Consider the following 18,876-nt stretch of genomic DNA (forward strand, 5'->3'; position numbering starts at 1 on the left):
TACTTTTTAATTATCTATTATGTGCTTTCTTTATAACGATTTTATCTTCTTCTACAGCTACTGTTACATAATCATTTTCTTCTAACCGAAGCTTATTTACAGCCTCATCTGGTAACTCTATGGCCATCAATCTATCGGTTACGATCACTTGACTATACACTTCATTTTCTTGTGATGAATTCACTACTTTTTGCTCATTTATAAAACGTACTGGTGGCACGCCAACTTCTTTTACTGTACGCCATTGTTTCCAAACATACGGAATTAACCATAGTAATCCAACAACTGTAAGACCGATACCAATCCATAAATTACTTTGCGCTTGTAATTCAGTAATTGAGATTGTACCACTTTCTTCTCCACCGAAAAATTGCATACTTGTTGCAATCAAATTATTTAGAGCGTGCACAGCTATATTCGTCCATATATTTTTTGTCTTTATGTATAAAAGACACATAACGACACCAAACATGAACGCACCAATAACATCAAAATGTCCTAGGCCAAAAATAATTGAAGATATAATTACAGCTTTTTTAATTCCCCATTTATGAGCCATTCGCTGTAAGAAAAATCCCCTAAAAATAACCTCTTCCATAATAGGTGCTAACACACATGCTGAAATGAAAGTAAATATCGTCATATATACGTTACTCGTATTAATAACATTTCCGTCTTCTAGCATAGTAACTAAGAAATTCGGTAACGTATGTGCTAATATGTAAAATTGAATCTGAGATATGCCAACTGAAAAAATCATCCCCATTATCGTTGCTAATACAATTAATCCCCAAGATAAATGTCCTGGCTTATCAAAAAAACTGTTAAATACAATATTATTTTTATTTGTTTTTACGTATAGCCAAAGTAACGGAAATACAAAAAATACAGTTATTTGTGAAACAACCTCCATCGTATTCTCAGAAACATTTGCTAGACCTAATGGTATCATTATAAGGAACACCCCTATAATCATCCATCCAAAAAAGCTACGTAGCCTTATACGTGAAAATGCATAGTGCATATAGAACACCTCCAAAGATAGTAAAAGTAAATGGTCGGATAACTACATTATAATATGAATATAGTTGAAACTCTTCCTATTTTTCTCAATTACTTTCAAACAACATAGCTCTTAAAATACCATATCGCTGTTCTTCAAGTTGCAATCCAAGTGAAATTTATGTAATAAAAATCCCCGTTTTTACAAGCGGGGATTTCTTTTATTATAATACGTCACGTTTTTGGAATAATGCACTTGATGCTACAAGTAACACAACAAAGTATGCAGCTACAAGTAATAATGAAGTTGTAAACGTAAATTCTGTAAATGTTGGTTCCATTCCACCATTGATTAATTTATTACTATCGTAAGCTCTTAAATCCAAATGGTTGAATACTACAAACTTCGCTACACCTTTTGCAAACATTATTAATACCATATTAATTGCACCTTGTAAGAAGAATAGGAACATCGTAATAATTAATGGTAATACAGATTTTCTAAAGACATTTGCTAGGAAAAATGCAAGTGTTGCAAAAAAGAACGGTGAAAGTAGTTGATATAAAGTGGACTTCATAACGATTCCTAATGTTAATTCTGTTTTACTACCATCCATTACAATACCGCCAATAATCATTGCAATTAGCATACCAGCTAATACGATAAATAACATTGCTAATAACACTGTAATATATTTAGAAAATAAAACTGCAAGTCTTTTTCTTGGACGGATTAACAATTGTTTAATTGTACCTTTTTGGAACTCATCAGTAAGAGTACGGGCAGCAAGTGTAATCCCAAAAATCGTTGTAAATAAAACAATTAAGCCAATCTCTGAGTTTGCATAATCTAAATATGATCCCTTAAACTCATCACCTTTTCCCCACTTCAACATTGCTAAAGTACCTAAAATTTCGAGTGCCGCAATGACACCCATTAAAATATACATACCTTTTTTCGCATGCAACTTTAAAAATTCATTTTGAATTAATTTAAACATTACGCTTTCACTCCCCCAGTAATCGCTAAGAACTCATCCTCTAACGTTTTATTTTGAACAGTAACTCCGTATACAAGCACATCAGCATGAACAAGTTTTTTTACAAGTTGCGGAATGTTGTCTTTTGTTACAGATGCTACAATTACATTCCCTTTTGCTTTACCTTTAATGATTTCATTTGCTTTCTGAACTTCATCTACTTCAAACGCTACAACGACTGCCTCATCATGTTTCACTTTTTCATGTAAGTTGTACTCTTGTACAAACTCACCTTGTTTAATAATAACGACGCGATCACACATTAATTCAATTTCACTCAATAAGTGACTTGATACGATTACAGCAATATTCTCTTCTTTCGCTAAACGTTGTAAATAATCACGAATTTGGCGAATACCAGCTGGATCTAATCCATTTGTCGGTTCATCTAAAATTAAGATTTTCGGCTGATGCAGTAATGCCTGTGCAATTCCTAAACGTTGTTTCATACCAAGTGAATATGTTTTCACCTTTTTATGAATCGCATGCTCTAACTCAACAAGCTTTACAATCTCAGCAATGCGCTCTTTACTAATTGGTGTAATGGCCATGTTCGCAAAATGCTTTAAGTTTTGCATTCCTGTCATATAATCATATAGTTCAGGATTTTCTACAATCGCTCCAATTTGCTCTAGTGCCTTTTCACGCTCCGAGCGAATACTATGTCCACAAATTGTAATATCGCCCTCTGTCATTGAAATAAGACCTGTCATCATACGGATTGTCGTCGTCTTACCGCTACCGTTCGGTCCAAGGAATCCGTATACTTCTCCTTCACGAACCTCAAATGATAAACCACGAATAATTTCCGTTCCACCAATCTTTTTTCGAACATTCTCTAACTTTACTACTACGTTTCCCAATGCTGATTCCTCCTTTAGACTTCTAGTTTTTTATCGACTATGTGACCTGTAACTACTAGTAATATAATTGTTAATAAACAATTAAAAAATAGATTTAAAATTGTAACCTCTGTACCAGAATAAAATGATGTATTTAAAAAACCATTTTGATCTATAAATCCAATATTATTTATAGCAAACACATACTTTTCTATTTGCTGAAAAATATACGTTATTCCTCCATTAAATGCGGTAAAAATGACGAATAAAACTAAACAAGCAACTTTATTCATAGATGATTTCACATTTAATAGTTTTACAATTACTATAATGAAATAAATAGAAACTAGCATATTAAGAAAATCTAGTCCCCATAAGAAAATAGATAACATATGATGTAATATTCCATAATTATATAAACTGTGTATTGCTTGCTGAATACCTAAATTAGTTTTTCCATTGTAAATATTTAAAGAAAAATAGTATAGAAAAATGATTCCTATTCCTAGCAAAATCATAAAGAGTAGTACACAGAATAAACTATTTGCACATATATACTTTTTTGCTGAAATAGAAGTATAACGTAGCATAGAGTTTTTTAACATTTTCCGAAAAGACGATATACCTGTTAAAAGAATTGCAAATCCATTTATACCTAGTACGATAAAGAATATAATAATAATTATATCTTGCCTACCTGAAATTCTAACTCCTGAAACTCCTTTCATATTAAATAAAAGAATTAATGAAACTGTAATAAAACCAAAGTAAATAATGGCTATCTTTCTCTTATTACAATTATATAGATAAAGAAAAAGCTGACTCATTTCTCATAGGCCTCCTTAAACAGCTCATGTACTGCTTTACCCTTTTGAAATCGTAGTTCTTCCACATTTTCATGCAATATTATTTCTCCATCTTTCAAAAAGATTACTTCATCGAATATATTTTCGATTTCTCTTATTAAATGAGTCGATATAAGTAGCGTACAATCTTCACGATAAAATTTAAGTATTAACTCAAGTACATGTTCTCTAGAAACAAGATCAATCCCGCCCAATGGCTCATCCAGTACATATAGCTTCGCTTTTCGAGAAAACGTTAAAATAATCTGCAGCTTCTCAACCATACCTTTTGACAATGCTGTAATTTTTTCTTCTAACGGTATTTTAAATTCTGCAATCGTATCTACCGCTTTTTGAATATCGAAGTCTTTATAAAAATCTCGGTAGAAAAATAAAGCGTCTTTTACAGTCATCCAATCATCAAAGATTGGCTTATCGGACATAAATGAAACAATTTCTTTCGTCTGTAACCCTACCTTTTTACCGTCTATTGTAATACTACCTTCAGAAGGGTGTTGCAAGCCTGCAATCATTTTCAATAACGTCGTTTTCCCGCTCCCGTTATCTCCAACAAGCCCAACGATTTTCCCTTCCGTAATCTCTATGTTTAATTCACGGATCACTGCTTTTAATCCGTATCTCTTCCATAAGTTTTCTATTTTCAATAGCTCTGTCATTGGCTCTCCTCCCTCTTATCATGTAATGAAGAACGAAGAATTGTAAGAATTTCTTCTTCTGAAAAACCTAAATTGTCCATTCCATCTATAAAAGAATGAAGTAATTCTTTCGCCATCTCTTTTCGCAGCTCCATAATTTTCTCCCCTTCATTCGTTACATACCGTCCCATTCCTCTACGTGTGACAACAACTCCATCCCGTTCTAGCTCTTGAAATGTACGCTGAATCGTATTTGGATTCACTTGTAATTCACTCGCTAATTCACGGACAGAGGGAATTTTATCACCAGGTAATAAATGTCCTGTTACGATCTCTTTTTTTATGTATTCCATTACCTGAATGTAAATTGGTGTATTTGGAGAAAACTCTATTTTCATTTCTTCCCTCCTTTTGTATCAGTGTACTAGTTAAATAATACACCGATACAAAAAGTTTGTAAATACCCATTTAATTACAAAAAAGTTCTATCCGTTAAACGAATAGAACTTCCCAAATATAAATCGCTATACAAAAATAATAGTGTTATGTAAACAAAATTATAAAGAAAAACTGTCTTATCAATGAATAAGACAGTTTTTCTTTATAATCCTATATTAAAAGTTAAACACGAAGTCATCGTCAGCTAACTTTTCAACGTTCGTTGCTTTTACGTAACCATTTCCTTTTACAGAGAAGAAATCATGGTTTTTCGTATCTGTACGTAAACCATTTAAAACGATTGGGTTAATTTCTTCTTCTTCAAACTTCGGCTCAAGTCCTAAGTTCATAAGCCCTTTATTCGCATTGTAACGAACGAAACGATTTACATCTTCTACAAGACCGATAGAAGTGTAAATTTCTTCTGTATAGGCCATTTCAATTTCATATAGTTCCATTAATAACTCTTGTGTTTCTTTTTGCACTTCTTGTTGCTCTTCTGCAGAAAGTTCTGCGAAGATTTGTTGTGCTAAAATACCGACGAATACGCCGTGAATTGACTCATCCTTTACCTTCACATAAGTTCGCTACTCCTATGCCGTTTATACAGCTTACAGTTTCCTGTAAGAAGAGACTATATCATCTACCTTCTCAGGTAGCCCTCCATTTCGATTTAAGGGATTCTCACCCACCGCTTGGCCCTACTCCTCTTGCGGAATTTCACCGCCATTGGGATAGTCGTTGAACGTTCCTTTATCTACGTATCGCACCCACCACTGTTTATACAGTTTTCGATGTCTGATACGGCTTCCTGTGCCGCTCGATAACCCATGTTTTCTTTCAATGGATGCATTAGATTCACCGGCTTGTAGCATCTGAACGATATCCAAAAACATTTCAAGAGTCACACGTCCCCTTGTTTTCAGTTGGTGTTCAGATTTAACCGGCATATAATTTTGCACTTTTCCCCAAAGATATTTATAACGTTTCTTATGTCGAATTAAAGATACATAATTAGGATGAAGATTATACATATCAGCAATTTCTGGATTTGTCTTTCCGCACTTTAGTAGTTCTACAATCTCAAAAAATTGTGCATCTGTAATTTTTGATTGTGGATTTTTTTCACCTATAACACGTTGCCTTTTCTTCTCTAATTGTTCTTCAGTGAATTTAATTCCACCCAATCCTTCTCCGCCTAACGTCAAGTTATAGCCATTATTATAAGAATCATACAGCCAAATATACTGTTGCTCAATCTCACTCAATTCTTCCAATGAACATTCTATTTCCTCTAGAATTCCATATTCTAAAGTGGATTCATATTTACAGTATACTGCTTGTAAATACCTATTATAATGTGTACCACTCTTTAACATCCACATATGTTCCCTAATTCGTTTTAAATTTGAAACGTTCACATCTTTACCAATATAATACTTCCCATTGATTTTTAAATAGTAAATTCCGTACATGTTATCGCTAGATAAAGGCTTCGCTGCTGATTGCCCTATCAGCTATTCTCCTTTCCATCTATTGATAGTTAGAGAATAACCTGAATGCATATATTCATCAATAATAATACAGATAAATTTACAATAGGGGGTCCCAGCAATTAAAAGGGTTTTTCAATTGGTATCTCTACCAAAAGCCGCCATAAGTTAACGGATAATAAGGTTAATAATTTCACCACTTGCCGTCAGTTTACCTTGACCAGCTAAGTAAAGTGGATAGAAAAATCCACTATAGAATAAGTAACTTTCTAAGAACACACTTGCTACCATTGCCATGTATAACTCTTTTTTCGTTACTTCAGGCTTTAATAAACGACGATAGTAACTAGTAATAATACCAGCTTTTTTCTCAAGTAACGGATGATTGTCTACCCAGTCAAAAATATCATCAATTTCTTCTTCTGTAGCTAATGTTGTGAAAATGTGACTATAACTTTTCGCATGTACTTCTTCCATAGCTCCCATGAAAGCTAATACACTTTTCGCTTGTAAATTTTCAAGATGAACAAGTACAAGTGGCATTCCTTCGCCACCTTGTTTCGTATCTAAAAGTGTTAAACCACCTAATACACGCTTATAAGCAATTTGCTCTTCTTTCGATAATTGCACCCAAGTATTTTTGTCAGAAGAAACCGCGATTTCTTCTTCTGTCCAAAACTGAGCGATGTTTTGCTTCCAAAACATTAAACTGAAATCATCTTCCTTTTTATTCCAGTTAACAGCGCGCATTGAATCACCCCTATATCTATTATTGTTCTACTGAACGGTTAAATTTCCATCTAACAATGAAAAGCTAACCGTTTAGTAGAACAAACCAAGTATGAGCAGGGTTCATAACCCTGCTCATACTATTGGGTTATTCATTTAGTATGGCAATATGCCATTAAACGGTACAAGCCACACACTCTTCCACGCTTAATTTACGTGTTCTCGTATAATACAGACTCTTTAAGCCTTTTTTATGTGCATAGATGTAGTAACGTGCTAATTCACGTGTTGAAATATCACTATTAACGTAAAGAATTGTACTAATTCCTTGGTCAATATGTTCTTGAATTTCTGCGATTAAATCAATTAATTTAAACTGATTCATATCGTAAGAAGATTTATAGTACCAGAACGTATCTTTTGATAAATACGGCATTGGATAATATGTTGTCGCATTCGCATATGTTCTTGATTCGATTTGACTTACGATCGGCATTACGCTTGAAGTTGCATTTTGAACGTAACTGATTGATTGTGTTGGAGCAATGGCAAGACGATATGAGTTGTATAAACCATTCTTCTGCACTTGCTCTTTTAAACTTGTCCAATCTTCTTTTGTTGGAATATGAATTCCTTCAAATAGTTGCTGAACTTTTTCAGTTACTGGGCTGTAATCTGTCGTTTCATACTTTTCGAAGTATGTGCCATTCGCATAATCAGATTTATCGAAGTCCTTAAATGTCTCGCCTTTTTCTGTAGCGATTTCCATACTTTTCTCAATAGAGTAGTAATTTAACATCATAAAGAATGTACGAGCGAATTCTTTCGCTTCTGCACTTTCATAAGCGATTTTATTTTTTGCTAAATATCCGTGTAAGTTCATTGCTCCAAGTCCAACTGAATGAAGCTCGTCATTTGCTTTTTTCACAGTTGGTGCATTCGGAATAATCGTCATATCAGAAACAGCTGTTAAAGCTTCCATTCCCGCATGAACTGCTTCACGAATTTCTTTATTTTCCATTACGTTTACGATATTTAACGATCCTAAGTTACAGTTAATATCACGACGGATAATGTCATCTGTACCGTAATCATTTATTTCTGAAGTTTCTTGAAGCTGGAAGATTTCTGTACATAAGTTCGACATCTTCACAGTTCCAATATCCTTCAATGGATGTTGATTATTTGCATTTGATTTAAACATTAAGTATGGGTAACCAGACTCAAGCTGAATCATAGCGATTTTAATAAGCATATCACGTGCACTAATATCTAGTGGCTTCTTCTTCACTTTCGGATTGCTCATTAATTCATCGTACATTTCATCGATATCAATGTCATCTAAATGCTTTCCGTATTCTTTATACACCGTGTAAGGCGCGAAAACATGGAAAGGTTCGTTTTTCTCAGCAAGCTCAAAGAACTTACTTGGAACGATAATGCCGATTGATAGAGACTGAATACGGCTCTTCTCATCGGCATTTATTTTTTTGGTCAACTCGTCTTCATATTTCTATGAAGGTTGGACTATATCATCAACCTGTAACTGGTTGCCTTGCACTTCGACTGGTACCTATTTCCAGCCTACTCTACTAGCTTTCGTCTAATGACGCGCGTTCGATAGTCTCTACACCTTCTTGAAAGTATTGATAATTAGGAAAGTTATTGGATAGTACTCTATATTTTATCGTATTAGCAGGTACATTAAACACTCGTCCGGCTTCTGCTAAAGACTCATAGTAAATGTCATTTATAACAATTTGCTTTTTTTGTTTTTCTCTACCTGAATTATATTGATTTTTTTGAGCTTTACTTATCTTCATACATGTTTCTTTTGTATGCTTTTTACCTTTACGAGATCTAGACATTTTTTCTTTTGTTTCATCAGTATGTTTTCTACCATGAAATCGTTTAGTAATCTTAGATCTCATATTCTCCATATGTTGAGGTTTATCATACCAATAATTATTAGGCCCAGTATTAATTTCAGAAAGAAACTTTTTTACTTCCTTTGAGTGGGTTTTCCCATACATATGGTTCTTTTCCTCACTCAACGCCCCACCTCTAGCGATAGGATGTCCGTTGTAGCAATACTGTTTCCCATAATATTGACTTAATAAACTTTGCTCTATCTTATGAAGAATGTCCTTATCATCTGGTAATTCAATTATCCCTTTAAACTCAAATTTATTCTCACCATATAAATTCCAGGCTGCTTGTAAATGTTTACTATGATCCGATTAGCATTCAATTGATTTCTATGAGTTTTAAATCGTACTTTAAAATTATTAGAACTACCAATATAAAACTTCCTGTTTTCCTTATTAATTATCAAATAAATTCCACAGTTCATGGAATCTCGCCTCCGGTGAATATAAGATTCCACTTCACCCAAGTAATATTTCTTTCAAGCTTGGCACGGTATTACCTGCTATCCACTTGCATGGACCGTAGGCTCTCTTAGTCAGCTTCTTCGCGGGTTCTTTTTCTTTTACCCCTTATTCAACTGATACCGTTAGCCGCTAATGCGACACCCTATTGGTTAGGTTCACAAGGTTTTCTCATACACATTACTGTGTAGAGGGACTACCAATTAATCCAGGAATTCAATAATATCCCAATGGAAAATGTTTAAATATACTGCACCGGCACCTTTTCGTTGGCCAAGCTGATTCGCATATGAAAACGAATCTTCAAGCAATTTCATAACAGGTACTACGCCACTTGCAGCGTTGTCGATACCTTTAATTTGCTCACCGCGTGCGCGTAGCTTAGATAAGTTTAAAGCTACTCCCCCGCCGATTTTCGATAATTGCATCGCAGTATTAATGTTAAAGCCGATCGAATTTAAGCTATCGTCCATCTCTAACAAGAAACAAGACACCATTTCTCCTCTTCTGCTTCTTCCCGCATTTAAAAAGGTTGGTGTCGCTGGTTGGTAGTTTTGTTTTACAATCATGCTTGCGAATTGTCTTGCCTTCGAAACATCACCGCGTCCTAAGTATAATGAAACAATTGCTACACGATCTTCATAGCTTTCTAAGTATTGTTTTTGATCATTCGTTTTTAACGCATAATCTTTGTAGAACTTAGATGCTGCCATATAAGATTGGAACTCGAAGTTTTCACCATAAGCGATGTTATATACTTCCTCTACTTCCTCCAAGCTATACTCGTCCAGAACGTTGTAATAGTAATCATGTTCTTTCATATACTCCATTCGCTCTGCCACGCTATTAAAAGGAACGGTATTCTCTCTAGCTTCTTCCATAAAGACTTCTAATGCCTCTTTATCTTTATGAAGCTGATAAAAACCGTCCTGCATTTGCGTGATTTCATTATTCAGTTCAATGTGTCGCAATCTCCCGCACCCTTTCCTTAAAATATTCTACATCGTTATTTGTTCCAGATAACTCAAATTTTGATACAATAGGCACTTCATATTTAGTAGAAATCTTGTCAGCACTTGCACCGAACATGTCTCCCCAGTTACGATTGCCGCTTGCAGATACGCCTTTTAATTTTTCATTATTGCGCTCTAAAAAGTCTAAAACACGTTCTGGTACATTGCCAAAACCTGTTGTATACGTAATAAGAATAAAGTCTTCATCTATTACTAGATCTTCATCAATTTGAACGGCCGGCATATTTAATTTGTGAATGAAACGCTTCACGTTTCCTGTCATAGAATCATATGCAACTAACATTTCCGACCCTCCCTCTCAAATCTATATTCTCTATATGTTGTTCTTGATTTCTCTATATATTGTATTACGTTTCAAAATAAGACACAAGATATATGTATAAATTCTTTCTTTTTTTAACTTTTACTTTTCGACATGATAGCCGTTTTTTTTCAATACAATGACTATGAAACAACATTCTAAAACTCATGTCAATAAAGTGCTTTTCAAAAAAGTTGTCAACGAATTTAACCTTATTTTTAAAAAAGTTAACAATATATTTTGTCATAAAACGTTAGATGCTGAAGAAATATATTTCTCCAGCATCACGCAAAAAAGAACAGATATGAAACTATAATCTGCTCTAAAAAACGATTACATTTATCAAATTTACCTTATTAAATATATTATACATATACTTTCGTTTCTCGTTACATACTAAAAGATAACTATTATAGAAAAAGATTATTATTATGGAACTTCAATTTATTTATGAAAAGTTTATTCAGAGTGCTCAATGCGCAAAATATCTTTTACAAATATATGATGCGGATTTTCATCTTTATCAATCATTGTACATACCGGAGCCTCTTCATCAAAGTATACAATCATTCCTTCTACGTACTGATATGTATGTCGAACTTGTACAGTTACTTTAATTTCTACTGCTTCTTCATATGCTCTTTTTATTTTCTGAAGCATTTTTGCTGAACATTTTCGTTTCTCTGGATACATAACCATTCCCATAAATCGATTGCCGGCTCTATCTTTCCACATATAATCCCAATGTGGTAAAATGCCTTGTTTAAAATCGCCCATAATTCCCCTCTCCTTTATCTTTTATTTATCCCGCATTAAACGTCCGATTGGTGAAAGGCTACTAATCAGTGAGAGATGCCCTGCTGATCAAAATTCCTCTTTATGAACGTGGCGTTTCTGAATATGTATAAATCACTTGCCCGCCTCGCTGTGCGTTACCAATGAAATGCTTAAAGTCTTCTCTATTTACAACAACTTCTCTGAACGTATAAAATACATCTTTCGTAACAACATACTCCTTTATTTCACCATTTTTTAGCTGATCTAAAATTGTATTTGCTAATTCTTTATCCATGTATTTCACCTCTCTGCAATATTTTATTTTATCGTATATTCTATAGGTCAACAACTGTAAATTTATCCCGCTATTTGCAGGTAGTGCGATTGGTGTTGACTACTAATCAGTCGTGGAATGAACAAAAAATCTTACTGATTAACGTTTCACTTTATCTCGTTGTTATGCCATGATTTTATTTTCGTTATTTCGCAAACAATATCGTTTTACTATATGTCCACTAAATATCATATACTAACATAGCTACTTCTCTATATCAAACATTTCGGCATTCAATTATGCAAAGTTCCATACCACTATGCTACAATATACAAATAGAACTAGGAGGGATACTATGATTCGGAAAGCAAAAAAGACAGATGCAATGGCAATAGCTCCTTTATTGTATAATGCTCTGCATGAAATTGCTGAAAAAATCACAGGTAGCACAGATGAAGCAGAAGTATTACTAGGACTTGAGACATGGTTCTCAAAAGAAAATAACCGTCTGAGCTACGAAAACTGTTTTGTCTATGAACAAGACGAGAGTGCAGTTGGAGTTATTGTCGCTTATCACGGTAGTGAAGCAACACAGCTTGACGCACCAATTGTACATCACTTAAGAGAATTACATAAAGATGAATCAATTACGTTAGAAAAAGAAGCTGAGCTTGATGAGTATTACATTGATACACTATCAGTTTCAAGTGCACACGGCGGAAAAGGTATCGGTTCTAAATTAATTGAAGCTGCCGAAATCTATGCAACTGAAAAAGGGCATGAAAAAATCGCTTTACTTGTTAATTTAGAAAACACACGCGCCTATTCACTATACGAAAAGTTAGGTTATAAAAAAGATGAAATTGTTATGCTAGTAGGCGAACCTTATGCTCATCTCGTAAAACCATTAAACGTCAAAATTTCTGTATCTTAAAAAGAAAGCACACGATTTATATAAATCGTGTGCTTTTATGTTAAATTCGTATTTAATATATTTCCATCCATCGCCTCGTGAAACGTATATGTTGTACATCCCCATGGCTTTCTATGCAAAATAGGCGAACCAGACCATCCCATTGCCCTCAGCTCCGTTCCAATCATCGAATTAAAATAATTATGACCTACAAGAGCAATACTTCCATGTACGAGAGCATAACGATGTAATACGTAAGCTGCTTGCCTTGCCCTCTCTCTTACTTCCTTATAAGATTCAACATTTTTATGGTAACCAAGTATCCATAATGCTCGTCCAATACACATCCATACGTTAAGTTTACACTTCAACCATTTTGGCGCATAAAAGCTCGCCGGAACTGCCGCTTCCCTAAAAAGAGAATTTTGTATAAAACATAAAGAATCCATTAATTCAGCTGCTGACTGTACAGCACACTTTTGATCACTCGTTACAATCAATTTCGCTACTTCAACCGCTTCTCTTGTTTCCAATGGTATAGGTTGTTTTTCTGTTATAGTATGTAAGTCATATCCTTTTATCCATTCATGAAAGGATGTAACCGTCATTGGTTCTATAGTACAATCTAAGCGACCATGACGAATAAAAGAAATCTTCATTCTTTTCACTCTCCATTCATCACTTATGAACTCTATTATGCACTAGTTCTAAACATCATACCACGCAAGAAAATAAAGTTATATACCTTTACATCTCCCCACCACTATCATGTGTTATCGAAGCATGGATACCATCCATCCCATCAAAATATGTACTCGTATCATATTGACGAATCTTTTTTAAATGCATATAAGAAAATAAAAATAAAATTAAAGCTATAACACTCCCCACAAATTCAAGCATCATTTTACCGCCTCTAATTTCTCCCACTTCAGCAGGTTATTCTACTTTTTCATTATACCTCGATATAAAGATTCTCGCATTTTTGCTATTTTTTTCAAAAAACATGGATTTTCTACATATTTTCTTACAAAAAGTGAATATTTTTCGAATTTTTACTTTGGAAACATTTACAAAGTAGGAAATATGGTTCAAAATAGGAGGAAATAAAAAAACCCAAATTTATTCTTTTTTTGGGAAAACTGTAACAAGGAGAGTTGCTTATGCAGATCGCAGAAACTGGAGATATCATCGAATTTAAAGGTGGAATGCAAGGCCGTGTTCAAAAAGTAAATCAAAACTCTGTTATTGTTGATATAACAATTATGAAGAATTTTAGAGAACTAGATATGGAACCTCTTACAGTTGTAAGTCATAAAAACTATACTGTCATTAATCAAAATGCATAATATAATAGAAAGAAAGGGCCTGTATACTATACAGGCCCTTTCTTTCTATTAACGATTATCAATTGTTTCCGGATATAGATCGTGGTTCATCATGCGGTAATCAGCCATTTGTTCATACTTCGTCCCTGGGCGCCCGTAGTTGCAGTATGGATCAATTGAAATGCCACCACGTGGTGTGAATTTCCCCCATACCTCAATATAACGTGGATCCATTAATTTAATTAAATCGTTCATAATAACGTTCATGCAATCTTCATGGAAATCACCATGATTGCGGAAACTAAATAAATACAACTTTAAAGATTTACTCTCTACCATTTTTTGCTCTGGAATATAGCTAATATAAATTGTTGCAAAATCTGGTTGTCCTGTTTTCGGGCATAAACTTGTAAATTCAGGACAATTGAATTTTACAAAATAATCACGGTTTGGATGATTATTATCAAATACCTCTAATATTTCTGGGCTATATTCAAATAAATATTTTGTATTTTGATTCCCTAGTAATGTTACATCTTTTAAATCTTCATCTAATCTTCCTGTCATTTTAAACATCCCTTCTCGTTATACGCCGCGCTTATTTCCCCATACTAACGCATGAAGCTGAGGCAATACTTTTGCATCATTCATCTCTTTACAATTTACAGCTTTATCAATCAGCCATTCATACTTATCTAATAATTTTTTTATAAGCATCGCATCATCCACTGTTTTTGTATCATCGTTTCCTACTTGTAAGAAAAATGGTACCTTTGGATAACGTTCGTGCATCTTAACTGCATATTCAAAATCATGATCATCGAATACTACTACTTTTAAACTAATATCTTTTCCTGCTAGTTTCTGAATAATAGCATCTAATCTCTGAAAATCTGTTTTCATCGTTGAACTTGGTGGTTTTGGAGAAATTGTTATCTCATCAATTTGAAGTAACCAATCTTGCCATTTACTCCCTTGCGTTTCAATTGCCGTTCGCATTCCATTTTCTTTTAATATAGAAAGAAGAAACTCAATATTTTTCAATAATGCCGGATTTCCACCTGAAATCGTAACATGAGAAAAATTTTCTCCTCCAATTGCAACAAGCTCATCCCAAATATCTTCTGGTGTCATCTGTCTAATTTGATCTTTAGCTGATCCATCCCACGTAAAAGCAGAATCACACCAAGCACAGCTATAATCACAACCAGCTGTACGGATAAACATTGTCTTTTGCCCTACAACCATTCCTTCACCTTGAATAGTCGGACCGAATATTTCTAAGACAGGGATTTTACTCATCAAGCATCCACTCCCGTCTTACTTCCGCATAACTAGTCGGCGTCTCAAATAAACGAACAAATTCAACGCGAGCTCCTTTATATTCGTTCACTCGATTCTCTTTTGTTAGTGCTTCTGCCATCTTTTCATAAATCCAAACGACCATATTTTCAGCAGTCGTATTCATTGCAGGTAACGTTTCGTTTAAATAACGATGATCTAGATAAATTTCTATTTCATTCTTCCAAATTTCTTTTATATCTCCAAAGTCAATTGCAAGACCTATTTCATTTACATATCCACTAATTCCAAATACAACTTTATATGTGTGACCATGTAAGTTTTTACATTTCCCTTCATAACAGTGTAAATGGTGTGCTGCATCAAATGTAAATTCCTTGCTGACCATTACTCTTTTATTATGGTATTTGAGTTGTTTACGCTGAATATCCTTGTCCATTTTTTGCAAATTCTCTACGATGCGAAATCCAAAAAAGTTATCCATTAGTTGTTCGCTCCTTCGCGTTCTTGTAGGTACGTATCTAATCCTGCTTTACGAAGTTGACATGCTGGACATTCACCGCAACCATCACCAATAATTCCGTTATAACATGTTAATGTTTTTTCTCGAACAAACTCAAATGCTCCAAGTTCATCTGATAATTTCCATGTTTCAGCCTTATCAATCCACATAAGTGGCGTGTGAATGACAAACGGGTAATCCATAGATAAATTTAAAGTAACATTTAACGATTTCACAAACACGTCACGGCAGTCTGGATAACCACTGAAATCAGTTTCACATACACCCGTTACAATATGACGTGCTCCAACTTGTTTTGCTAATACAGCAGCAAATGATAAGAAGAGTAAATTTCGTCCATCTACAAATGTCGATGGCAATTCACCTTCTTCATGTGTAATCTCCATATCCGTTCTCGTTAACGCATTTGGAGCAAGTTGATTTAATAGACTCATATCTAGTACCGTATGCTTTATTCCTAGTTCTTTTGCAATTTCCGCTGCACAATCAATTTCTAGCTTATGACGTTGATTGTAATTAAACGTTACAGCTTCTACCTCTGCAAACTGCTCTATTGCCCAAAATAAACATGTCGTACTATCTTGTCCTCCACTAAAAACAACAACTGCTTTTTCTTTTTTCATTTCACTCATTCTCCTTCTCTACTATAAATAAGAAGAAAGAACGTTCTTGAACTGTCACAATAAAAAAACAAAACAATACCTAAGGATATTGTTGTTTCCATAGTTTTTTATAGAGGGAGTTCGCGAACCTCTCCCGCGCGGTGCACGGAATTTCTTCTTTCATTGACATAGCTTATTGTAACATATTGTATACTAGCGTAAAAATTTCTGATTTTTCCGCTATTTATTATTTCATTTCTTTCATTTTATAGTATGATTAATTTAATATAAGAAGAGAGGAGGCATCCCACTGAAATCCTTTATTATTTATCTCTTTTTAAATATATTATTCATCCTGATTACAATGCTCGTATATCATTTATTTTGGAATCAAAAAGGGAAACGCTCTCCTAAATTAAATTCAGCTATATTCATTGTACTCTGTTGCCTCGCTACCGTACTCTGTATTACATTTGCAGCAAAAACAAATAATGGTTTTCAATTTGATATGCGCCATATTGTATTAATTGTCGGTACATTAACGGGAGGGCCTATTGCTGGTGGTTCTATCTTAGTTGTATTAAACATATATCGCTTATTATTAGGTGGGGTAGGTGTTTTCCCATCTCTTATCGGTTCTGTTCTTCTATTTATTGTTCTATTATTAACATATAAATTTTTCAATCGAACTTCTAATCGTATAAAAATAACACTTGCTATTATCTACAGTCTCACATACGGATTTAGTTGGATACCCTTCTTCCTTTCAAAGGTTACAAATAAGACTGATTATATACCGCATATTATTGTGTATGAATTATGTTCAATGCTTGGTACGATTCTAATTTTATATTTACTACACATATTACAAACTCAAGTTCGTCTCCAAAATGAACTTATAAATGCTGAAAAGTTTCATTTAATTGGTGAAATGGCAGCGTCTATCTCTCATGAAATTCGCAATCCATTAACTTCAACGAAAGGTTTTTTACAACTGTTACAATCAGATACATGCACTGAGCAGGAACGAAAATTATATATCGACATTGCCATTAATGGCATCGAACAAGCAAATCATGTTCTTACAGATTATTTAACCTTTGCTAAACCAAGCATTGAAAAAGAACAAATATTACAGTTAGAAGAAGAATTACTCCATGCATTGTCGCTAATTACACCGCTTGCTAATTTAACAAATGTACGTACTCATTATATAAAGCAAAGCACTTCTTTTTTTATCGCTGGAGAAAAGCAAAAACTAAATCAATGTTTATTAAATATTTTAAAAAATTGCATTGAGGCTATGCCAAAAGGCGGTGATCTTTATTTCACATTAGTTCCTGATCATAAGCATATTCAGTTATATATAAAAGATACAGGAGTCGGTATGGATTCAGAACAAGTAAAACGTCTTGGTTCGCCCTTTTATTCAACGAAAGAAAAAGGTACTGGACTTGGAATGATGGTCGTATTCAGTGTTGTTCAAGCTATGAATGGAAAAATTGATATTATAAGTGAAAAAGGAATCGGTACAACCTTTTTATTAACTTTTCCACTCATACAAAAAACGTGATGAAATACTCATCACGTTTTTTCTGTTCCTTCAACTAATTCAGCAAAAGCTTTCACTTTTCCGTGCGGTTGTTGATTTTTTTTACGTGCTTTCCAGGCGCGCTCTTCTTCTCGCTTCTTCTTAGACATGTTTTTTTCAACTCCTTCTTTTCTTTCTTATTTCTCCATGTAGTATTCCAAAATAAGAAAGAAAACTATGCACGTATCAAAAAAGAAGTGGTTTCCCACTTCTTCCACTTTAGCGTTGCAAAATTGCATGTTTCGCCTCTTTTAACTGCGTAAGATGTCTTTGTTCATGCAAATCAAGAAATTGAACCCATTGATACAAATTCAGATCATTAAAAACAGGATGCTTTAATCCATTTTCAAATAGATCTTTTTCATCTATAACACTATGAAGCGCGTGTAATAGTTCTTGGCGTGAATGTTCTAGCAATTGAATTCCTTGCTGTTTTTTCATTAAAGTTTCTGTTGGTTGCATTTGCTGAGGAGCTTCTCGTTTATGTGTGCGATCAAGCGTAAGTTGGAGGTCTTTAAATGGAGTCATGTTTCTTTCATTTTTTTGTAAAGCATATACAAGGGCAGACGTGACAGATTGTTCAACTAAATGCAAGTGGTGTAAAATTTGAATAATACTCCATTTATCACGGCGTGGCTTTACATTCACTTCTGTGTCATTTAACATTTCAATTTCTGATAATAGCGTGCTTCGAGTAGCCTGTAATGAGTTTACTAAACTTTCTAAACTTACATCCATATTAGATTGAAGCATACTTGTTCCCCCCTTTTGTTGGTGAAAAGAGGTGCTCCTTATT

At 34.0% G+C, this 18,876-nt stretch carries 21 protein-coding genes, 5 pseudogenes and 1 riboswitch; of the genes and pseudogenes, 3 read left to right on the forward strand and 23 right to left on the reverse strand.

The window, feature by feature from the left end:
- Positions 1 to 10: 10 nt before the first annotated feature.
- The 15 genes and pseudogenes from ACTFO4_RS26895 to ACTFO4_RS26965 form a co-directional block, all read right to left on the reverse strand.
- Positions 11 to 1,024: a CPBP family intramembrane glutamic endopeptidase gene (locus tag ACTFO4_RS26895; protein WP_061456947.1), complete on the reverse strand. Its 1,014-nt coding sequence runs from the start codon at positions 1,022 to 1,024 to the stop codon at positions 11 to 13.
- Between the two features lie 202 nt (positions 1,025 to 1,226).
- Entirely contained in the window at positions 1,227 to 2,003 is a 777-nt protein-coding gene (locus ACTFO4_RS26900) for an ABC transporter permease (protein WP_000475456.1), read from the reverse strand.
- Positions 2,003 to 2,905, reverse strand: a complete 903-nt coding sequence (locus ACTFO4_RS26905) for an ABC transporter ATP-binding protein (protein WP_000528788.1) — start codon at positions 2,903 to 2,905, stop codon at positions 2,003 to 2,005. The genes ACTFO4_RS26900 and ACTFO4_RS26905 overlap by 1 nt, the downstream gene beginning before the upstream one ends.
- Positions 2,906 to 2,919: 14 nt before the next feature.
- On the reverse strand, positions 2,920 to 3,711 hold the full coding sequence (locus ACTFO4_RS26910; RefSeq protein WP_000080432.1) for an ABC transporter permease: 792 nt from the start codon (positions 3,709 to 3,711) through the stop codon (positions 2,920 to 2,922).
- Positions 3,708 to 4,406 (reverse strand): ABC transporter ATP-binding protein, encoded by a 699-nt coding sequence (locus ACTFO4_RS26915; protein WP_000137738.1) that lies wholly within the window; start codon positions 4,404 to 4,406, stop codon positions 3,708 to 3,710. Before ACTFO4_RS26915 ends, ACTFO4_RS26910 begins: the two co-directional genes overlap by 4 nt.
- Positions 4,403 to 4,783: a GntR family transcriptional regulator gene (locus ACTFO4_RS26920; protein WP_000687512.1), complete on the reverse strand. Its 381-nt coding sequence runs from the start codon at positions 4,781 to 4,783 to the stop codon at positions 4,403 to 4,405. Before ACTFO4_RS26920 ends, ACTFO4_RS26915 begins: the two co-directional genes overlap by 4 nt.
- A gap of 216 nt (positions 4,784 to 4,999) precedes the next feature.
- A pseudogene (locus tag ACTFO4_RS26925) lies at positions 5,000 to 5,395 on the reverse strand (ribonucleotide-diphosphate reductase subunit beta); the annotation flags it as partial.
- Between the two features lie 129 nt (positions 5,396 to 5,524).
- Positions 5,525 to 6,298 (reverse strand): GIY-YIG nuclease family protein, encoded by a 774-nt coding sequence (locus tag ACTFO4_RS26930; RefSeq protein ID WP_000274263.1) that lies wholly within the window; start codon positions 6,296 to 6,298, stop codon positions 5,525 to 5,527.
- A 189-nt stretch (positions 6,299 to 6,487) separates the two neighbouring features.
- Positions 6,488 to 7,066: pseudogene (locus ACTFO4_RS26935) on the reverse strand (ribonucleotide-diphosphate reductase subunit beta); the annotation flags it as partial.
- Positions 7,067 to 7,220: 154 nt separating this feature from the next.
- Positions 7,221 to 8,540, reverse strand: a pseudogene (locus ACTFO4_RS26940) (ribonucleoside-diphosphate reductase subunit alpha); the annotation flags it as partial.
- Between the two features lie 97 nt (positions 8,541 to 8,637).
- Positions 8,638 to 9,398, reverse strand: a pseudogene (locus tag ACTFO4_RS26945) (group I intron GIY-YIG endonuclease).
- 243 nt (positions 9,399 to 9,641) lie between these two features.
- Positions 9,642 to 10,406 (reverse strand): annotated as a pseudogene (locus ACTFO4_RS26950) (ribonucleotide reductase N-terminal alpha domain-containing protein); the annotation flags it as partial.
- Entirely contained in the window at positions 10,393 to 10,752 is a 360-nt protein-coding gene (nrdI, locus tag ACTFO4_RS26955) for a class Ib ribonucleoside-diphosphate reductase assembly flavoprotein NrdI (protein WP_000959447.1), read from the reverse strand. The pseudogene ACTFO4_RS26950 and the gene nrdI, both read right to left, overlap by 14 nt.
- 477 nt (positions 10,753 to 11,229) lie before the next feature.
- Positions 11,230 to 11,547: a hypothetical protein gene (locus ACTFO4_RS26960; RefSeq protein ID WP_000502205.1), complete on the reverse strand. Its 318-nt coding sequence runs from the start codon at positions 11,545 to 11,547 to the stop codon at positions 11,230 to 11,232.
- A 100-nt stretch (positions 11,548 to 11,647) separates the two neighbouring features.
- Positions 11,648 to 11,842, reverse strand: coding sequence for a hypothetical protein (locus ACTFO4_RS26965; RefSeq protein ID WP_000356684.1), 195 nt, complete (start codon positions 11,840 to 11,842; stop codon positions 11,648 to 11,650).
- Positions 11,843 to 12,176: 334 nt separating this feature from the next.
- Here ACTFO4_RS26965 and ACTFO4_RS26970 point away from each other — a divergent pair, with 334 nt between their 5' ends.
- Positions 12,177 to 12,755: a GNAT family N-acetyltransferase gene (locus ACTFO4_RS26970; RefSeq protein ID WP_000619542.1), complete on the forward strand. Its 579-nt coding sequence runs from the start codon at positions 12,177 to 12,179 to the stop codon at positions 12,753 to 12,755.
- A gap of 35 nt (positions 12,756 to 12,790) precedes the next feature.
- Here ACTFO4_RS26970 and ACTFO4_RS26975 read toward each other — a convergent pair whose 3' ends face one another.
- Together ACTFO4_RS26975 and ACTFO4_RS26980 are read right to left on the reverse strand one after the other, a co-directional pair.
- Positions 12,791 to 13,393 (reverse strand): hypothetical protein, encoded by a 603-nt coding sequence (locus ACTFO4_RS26975; RefSeq protein WP_000703101.1) that lies wholly within the window; start codon positions 13,391 to 13,393, stop codon positions 12,791 to 12,793.
- Positions 13,394 to 13,481: 88 nt separating this feature from the next.
- The gene (locus tag ACTFO4_RS26980; RefSeq protein ID WP_326234689.1) at positions 13,482 to 13,637 is read right to left on the reverse strand and encodes a hypothetical protein; all 156 of its coding nucleotides are present in this window, start codon (positions 13,635 to 13,637) and stop codon (positions 13,482 to 13,484) included.
- Positions 13,638 to 13,897: 260 nt separating this feature from the next.
- On the opposite strand from ACTFO4_RS26980, the gene ACTFO4_RS26985 reads away from it, so the two are divergent.
- Positions 13,898 to 14,083 carry a YkvS family protein gene (locus ACTFO4_RS26985; RefSeq protein WP_001165082.1) on the forward strand — a complete coding sequence of 62 codons (186 nt, stop codon included), beginning with the start codon at positions 13,898 to 13,900 and terminating at the stop codon, positions 14,081 to 14,083.
- Between the two features lie 48 nt (positions 14,084 to 14,131).
- On the opposite strand, the gene queF is transcribed toward ACTFO4_RS26985, so the two are convergent.
- From queF to queC, 4 genes are read right to left on the reverse strand one after another with little or no spacing between them, the layout of a single operon-like run.
- Complete coding sequence (gene queF / locus ACTFO4_RS26990) at positions 14,132 to 14,629, reverse strand: preQ(1) synthase (RefSeq protein WP_001986050.1); 498 nt, start codon at positions 14,627 to 14,629, stop codon at positions 14,132 to 14,134.
- An 18-nt stretch (positions 14,630 to 14,647) separates the two neighbouring features.
- A complete protein-coding gene (gene queE / locus ACTFO4_RS26995) occupies positions 14,648 to 15,364 on the reverse strand; it encodes a 7-carboxy-7-deazaguanine synthase QueE (protein WP_000036294.1) in 717 nt (238 codons plus the stop codon).
- Positions 15,357 to 15,848 carry a 6-carboxytetrahydropterin synthase QueD gene (queD, locus tag ACTFO4_RS27000; protein WP_000368414.1) on the reverse strand — a complete coding sequence of 164 codons (492 nt, stop codon included), beginning with the start codon at positions 15,846 to 15,848 and terminating at the stop codon, positions 15,357 to 15,359. The genes queE and queD overlap by 8 nt, the downstream gene beginning before the upstream one ends.
- Positions 15,848 to 16,510: a 7-cyano-7-deazaguanine synthase QueC gene (gene queC / locus ACTFO4_RS27005; RefSeq protein ID WP_000711595.1), complete on the reverse strand. Its 663-nt coding sequence runs from the start codon at positions 16,508 to 16,510 to the stop codon at positions 15,848 to 15,850. Before queC ends, queD begins: the two co-directional genes overlap by 1 nt.
- A gap of 93 nt (positions 16,511 to 16,603) precedes the next feature.
- A riboswitch (PreQ1 riboswitch) is annotated at positions 16,604 to 16,647 on the reverse strand.
- A 206-nt stretch (positions 16,648 to 16,853) separates the two neighbouring features.
- Between queC and kinB the strand changes: the two genes are divergently transcribed.
- Positions 16,854 to 18,062, forward strand: coding sequence for a sporulation sensor histidine kinase KinB (gene kinB / locus ACTFO4_RS27010; RefSeq protein WP_000964154.1), 1,209 nt, complete (start codon positions 16,854 to 16,856; stop codon positions 18,060 to 18,062).
- A gap of 11 nt (positions 18,063 to 18,073) precedes the next feature.
- On the opposite strand, the gene ACTFO4_RS27015 is transcribed toward kinB, so the two are convergent.
- Both ACTFO4_RS27015 and ACTFO4_RS27020 read right to left on the reverse strand, forming a co-directional pair.
- Positions 18,074 to 18,190 (reverse strand): DUF6254 family protein, encoded by a 117-nt coding sequence (locus ACTFO4_RS27015; RefSeq protein ID WP_000038356.1) that lies wholly within the window; start codon positions 18,188 to 18,190, stop codon positions 18,074 to 18,076.
- A gap of 109 nt (positions 18,191 to 18,299) precedes the next feature.
- Positions 18,300 to 18,833, reverse strand: coding sequence for a DinB family protein (locus ACTFO4_RS27020; protein WP_000941961.1), 534 nt, complete (start codon positions 18,831 to 18,833; stop codon positions 18,300 to 18,302).
- Positions 18,834 to 18,876: the final 43 nt, after the last annotated feature.

The organism is Bacillus cereus group sp. MYBKT14-1 (assembly GCF_051915185.1).
Classification (GTDB): Bacteria; Bacillota; Bacilli; order Bacillales; family Bacillaceae_G; genus Bacillus_A; species Bacillus_A cereus.

What these genes read in the sequence shown, in the direction of transcription:
- queF (WP_001986050.1), bottom strand. Translation starts at nt 14,629, where the DNA reads ATGACAGGAAGATTAGATGAAGATTTAAAAGATGTAACATTACTAGGG.
- queC (WP_000711595.1), bottom strand. Translation starts at nt 16,510, where the DNA reads ATGAAAAAAGAAAAAGCAGTTGTTGTTTTTAGTGGAGGACAAGATAGT.
- ACTFO4_RS26910 (WP_000080432.1), bottom strand. Translation starts at nt 3,711, where the DNA reads ATGAGTCAGCTTTTTCTTTATCTATATAATTGTAATAAGAGAAAGATA.
- kinB (WP_000964154.1), top strand. Translation starts at nt 16,854, where the DNA reads ATGCTCGTATATCATTTATTTTGGAATCAAAAAGGGAAACGCTCTCCT.
- ACTFO4_RS26895 (WP_061456947.1), bottom strand. Translation starts at nt 1,024, where the DNA reads ATGCACTATGCATTTTCACGTATAAGGCTACGTAGCTTTTTTGGATGG.
- ACTFO4_RS26980 (WP_326234689.1), bottom strand. Translation starts at nt 13,637, where the DNA reads ATGCTTGAATTTGTGGGGAGTGTTATAGCTTTAATTTTATTTTTATTT.
- ACTFO4_RS27015 (WP_000038356.1), bottom strand. Translation starts at nt 18,190, where the DNA reads ATGTCTAAGAAGAAGCGAGAAGAAGAGCGCGCCTGGAAAGCACGTAAA.
- ACTFO4_RS26970 (WP_000619542.1), top strand. Translation starts at nt 12,177, where the DNA reads ATGATTCGGAAAGCAAAAAAGACAGATGCAATGGCAATAGCTCCTTTA.
- ACTFO4_RS26900 (WP_000475456.1), bottom strand. Translation starts at nt 2,003, where the DNA reads ATGTTTAAATTAATTCAAAATGAATTTTTAAAGTTGCATGCGAAAAAA.
- ACTFO4_RS26975 (WP_000703101.1), bottom strand. Translation starts at nt 13,393, where the DNA reads ATGAAGATTTCTTTTATTCGTCATGGTCGCTTAGATTGTACTATAGAA.
- nrdI (WP_000959447.1), bottom strand. Translation starts at nt 10,752, where the DNA reads ATGTTAGTTGCATATGATTCTATGACAGGAAACGTGAAGCGTTTCATT.
- ACTFO4_RS26985 (WP_001165082.1), top strand. Translation starts at nt 13,898, where the DNA reads ATGCAGATCGCAGAAACTGGAGATATCATCGAATTTAAAGGTGGAATG.
- ACTFO4_RS26915 (WP_000137738.1), bottom strand. Translation starts at nt 4,406, where the DNA reads ATGACAGAGCTATTGAAAATAGAAAACTTATGGAAGAGATACGGATTA.
- ACTFO4_RS26930 (WP_000274263.1), bottom strand. Translation starts at nt 6,298, where the DNA reads ATGTACGGAATTTACTATTTAAAAATCAATGGGAAGTATTATATTGGT.
- queD (WP_000368414.1), bottom strand. Translation starts at nt 15,848, where the DNA reads ATGGATAACTTTTTTGGATTTCGCATCGTAGAGAATTTGCAAAAAATG.
- queE (WP_000036294.1), bottom strand. Translation starts at nt 15,364, where the DNA reads ATGAGTAAAATCCCTGTCTTAGAAATATTCGGTCCGACTATTCAAGGT.
- ACTFO4_RS26965 (WP_000356684.1), bottom strand. Translation starts at nt 11,842, where the DNA reads ATGGATAAAGAATTAGCAAATACAATTTTAGATCAGCTAAAAAATGGT.
- ACTFO4_RS27020 (WP_000941961.1), bottom strand. Translation starts at nt 18,833, where the DNA reads ATGCTTCAATCTAATATGGATGTAAGTTTAGAAAGTTTAGTAAACTCA.
- ACTFO4_RS26920 (WP_000687512.1), bottom strand. Translation starts at nt 4,783, where the DNA reads ATGAAAATAGAGTTTTCTCCAAATACACCAATTTACATTCAGGTAATG.
- ACTFO4_RS26960 (WP_000502205.1), bottom strand. Translation starts at nt 11,547, where the DNA reads ATGGGCGATTTTAAACAAGGCATTTTACCACATTGGGATTATATGTGG.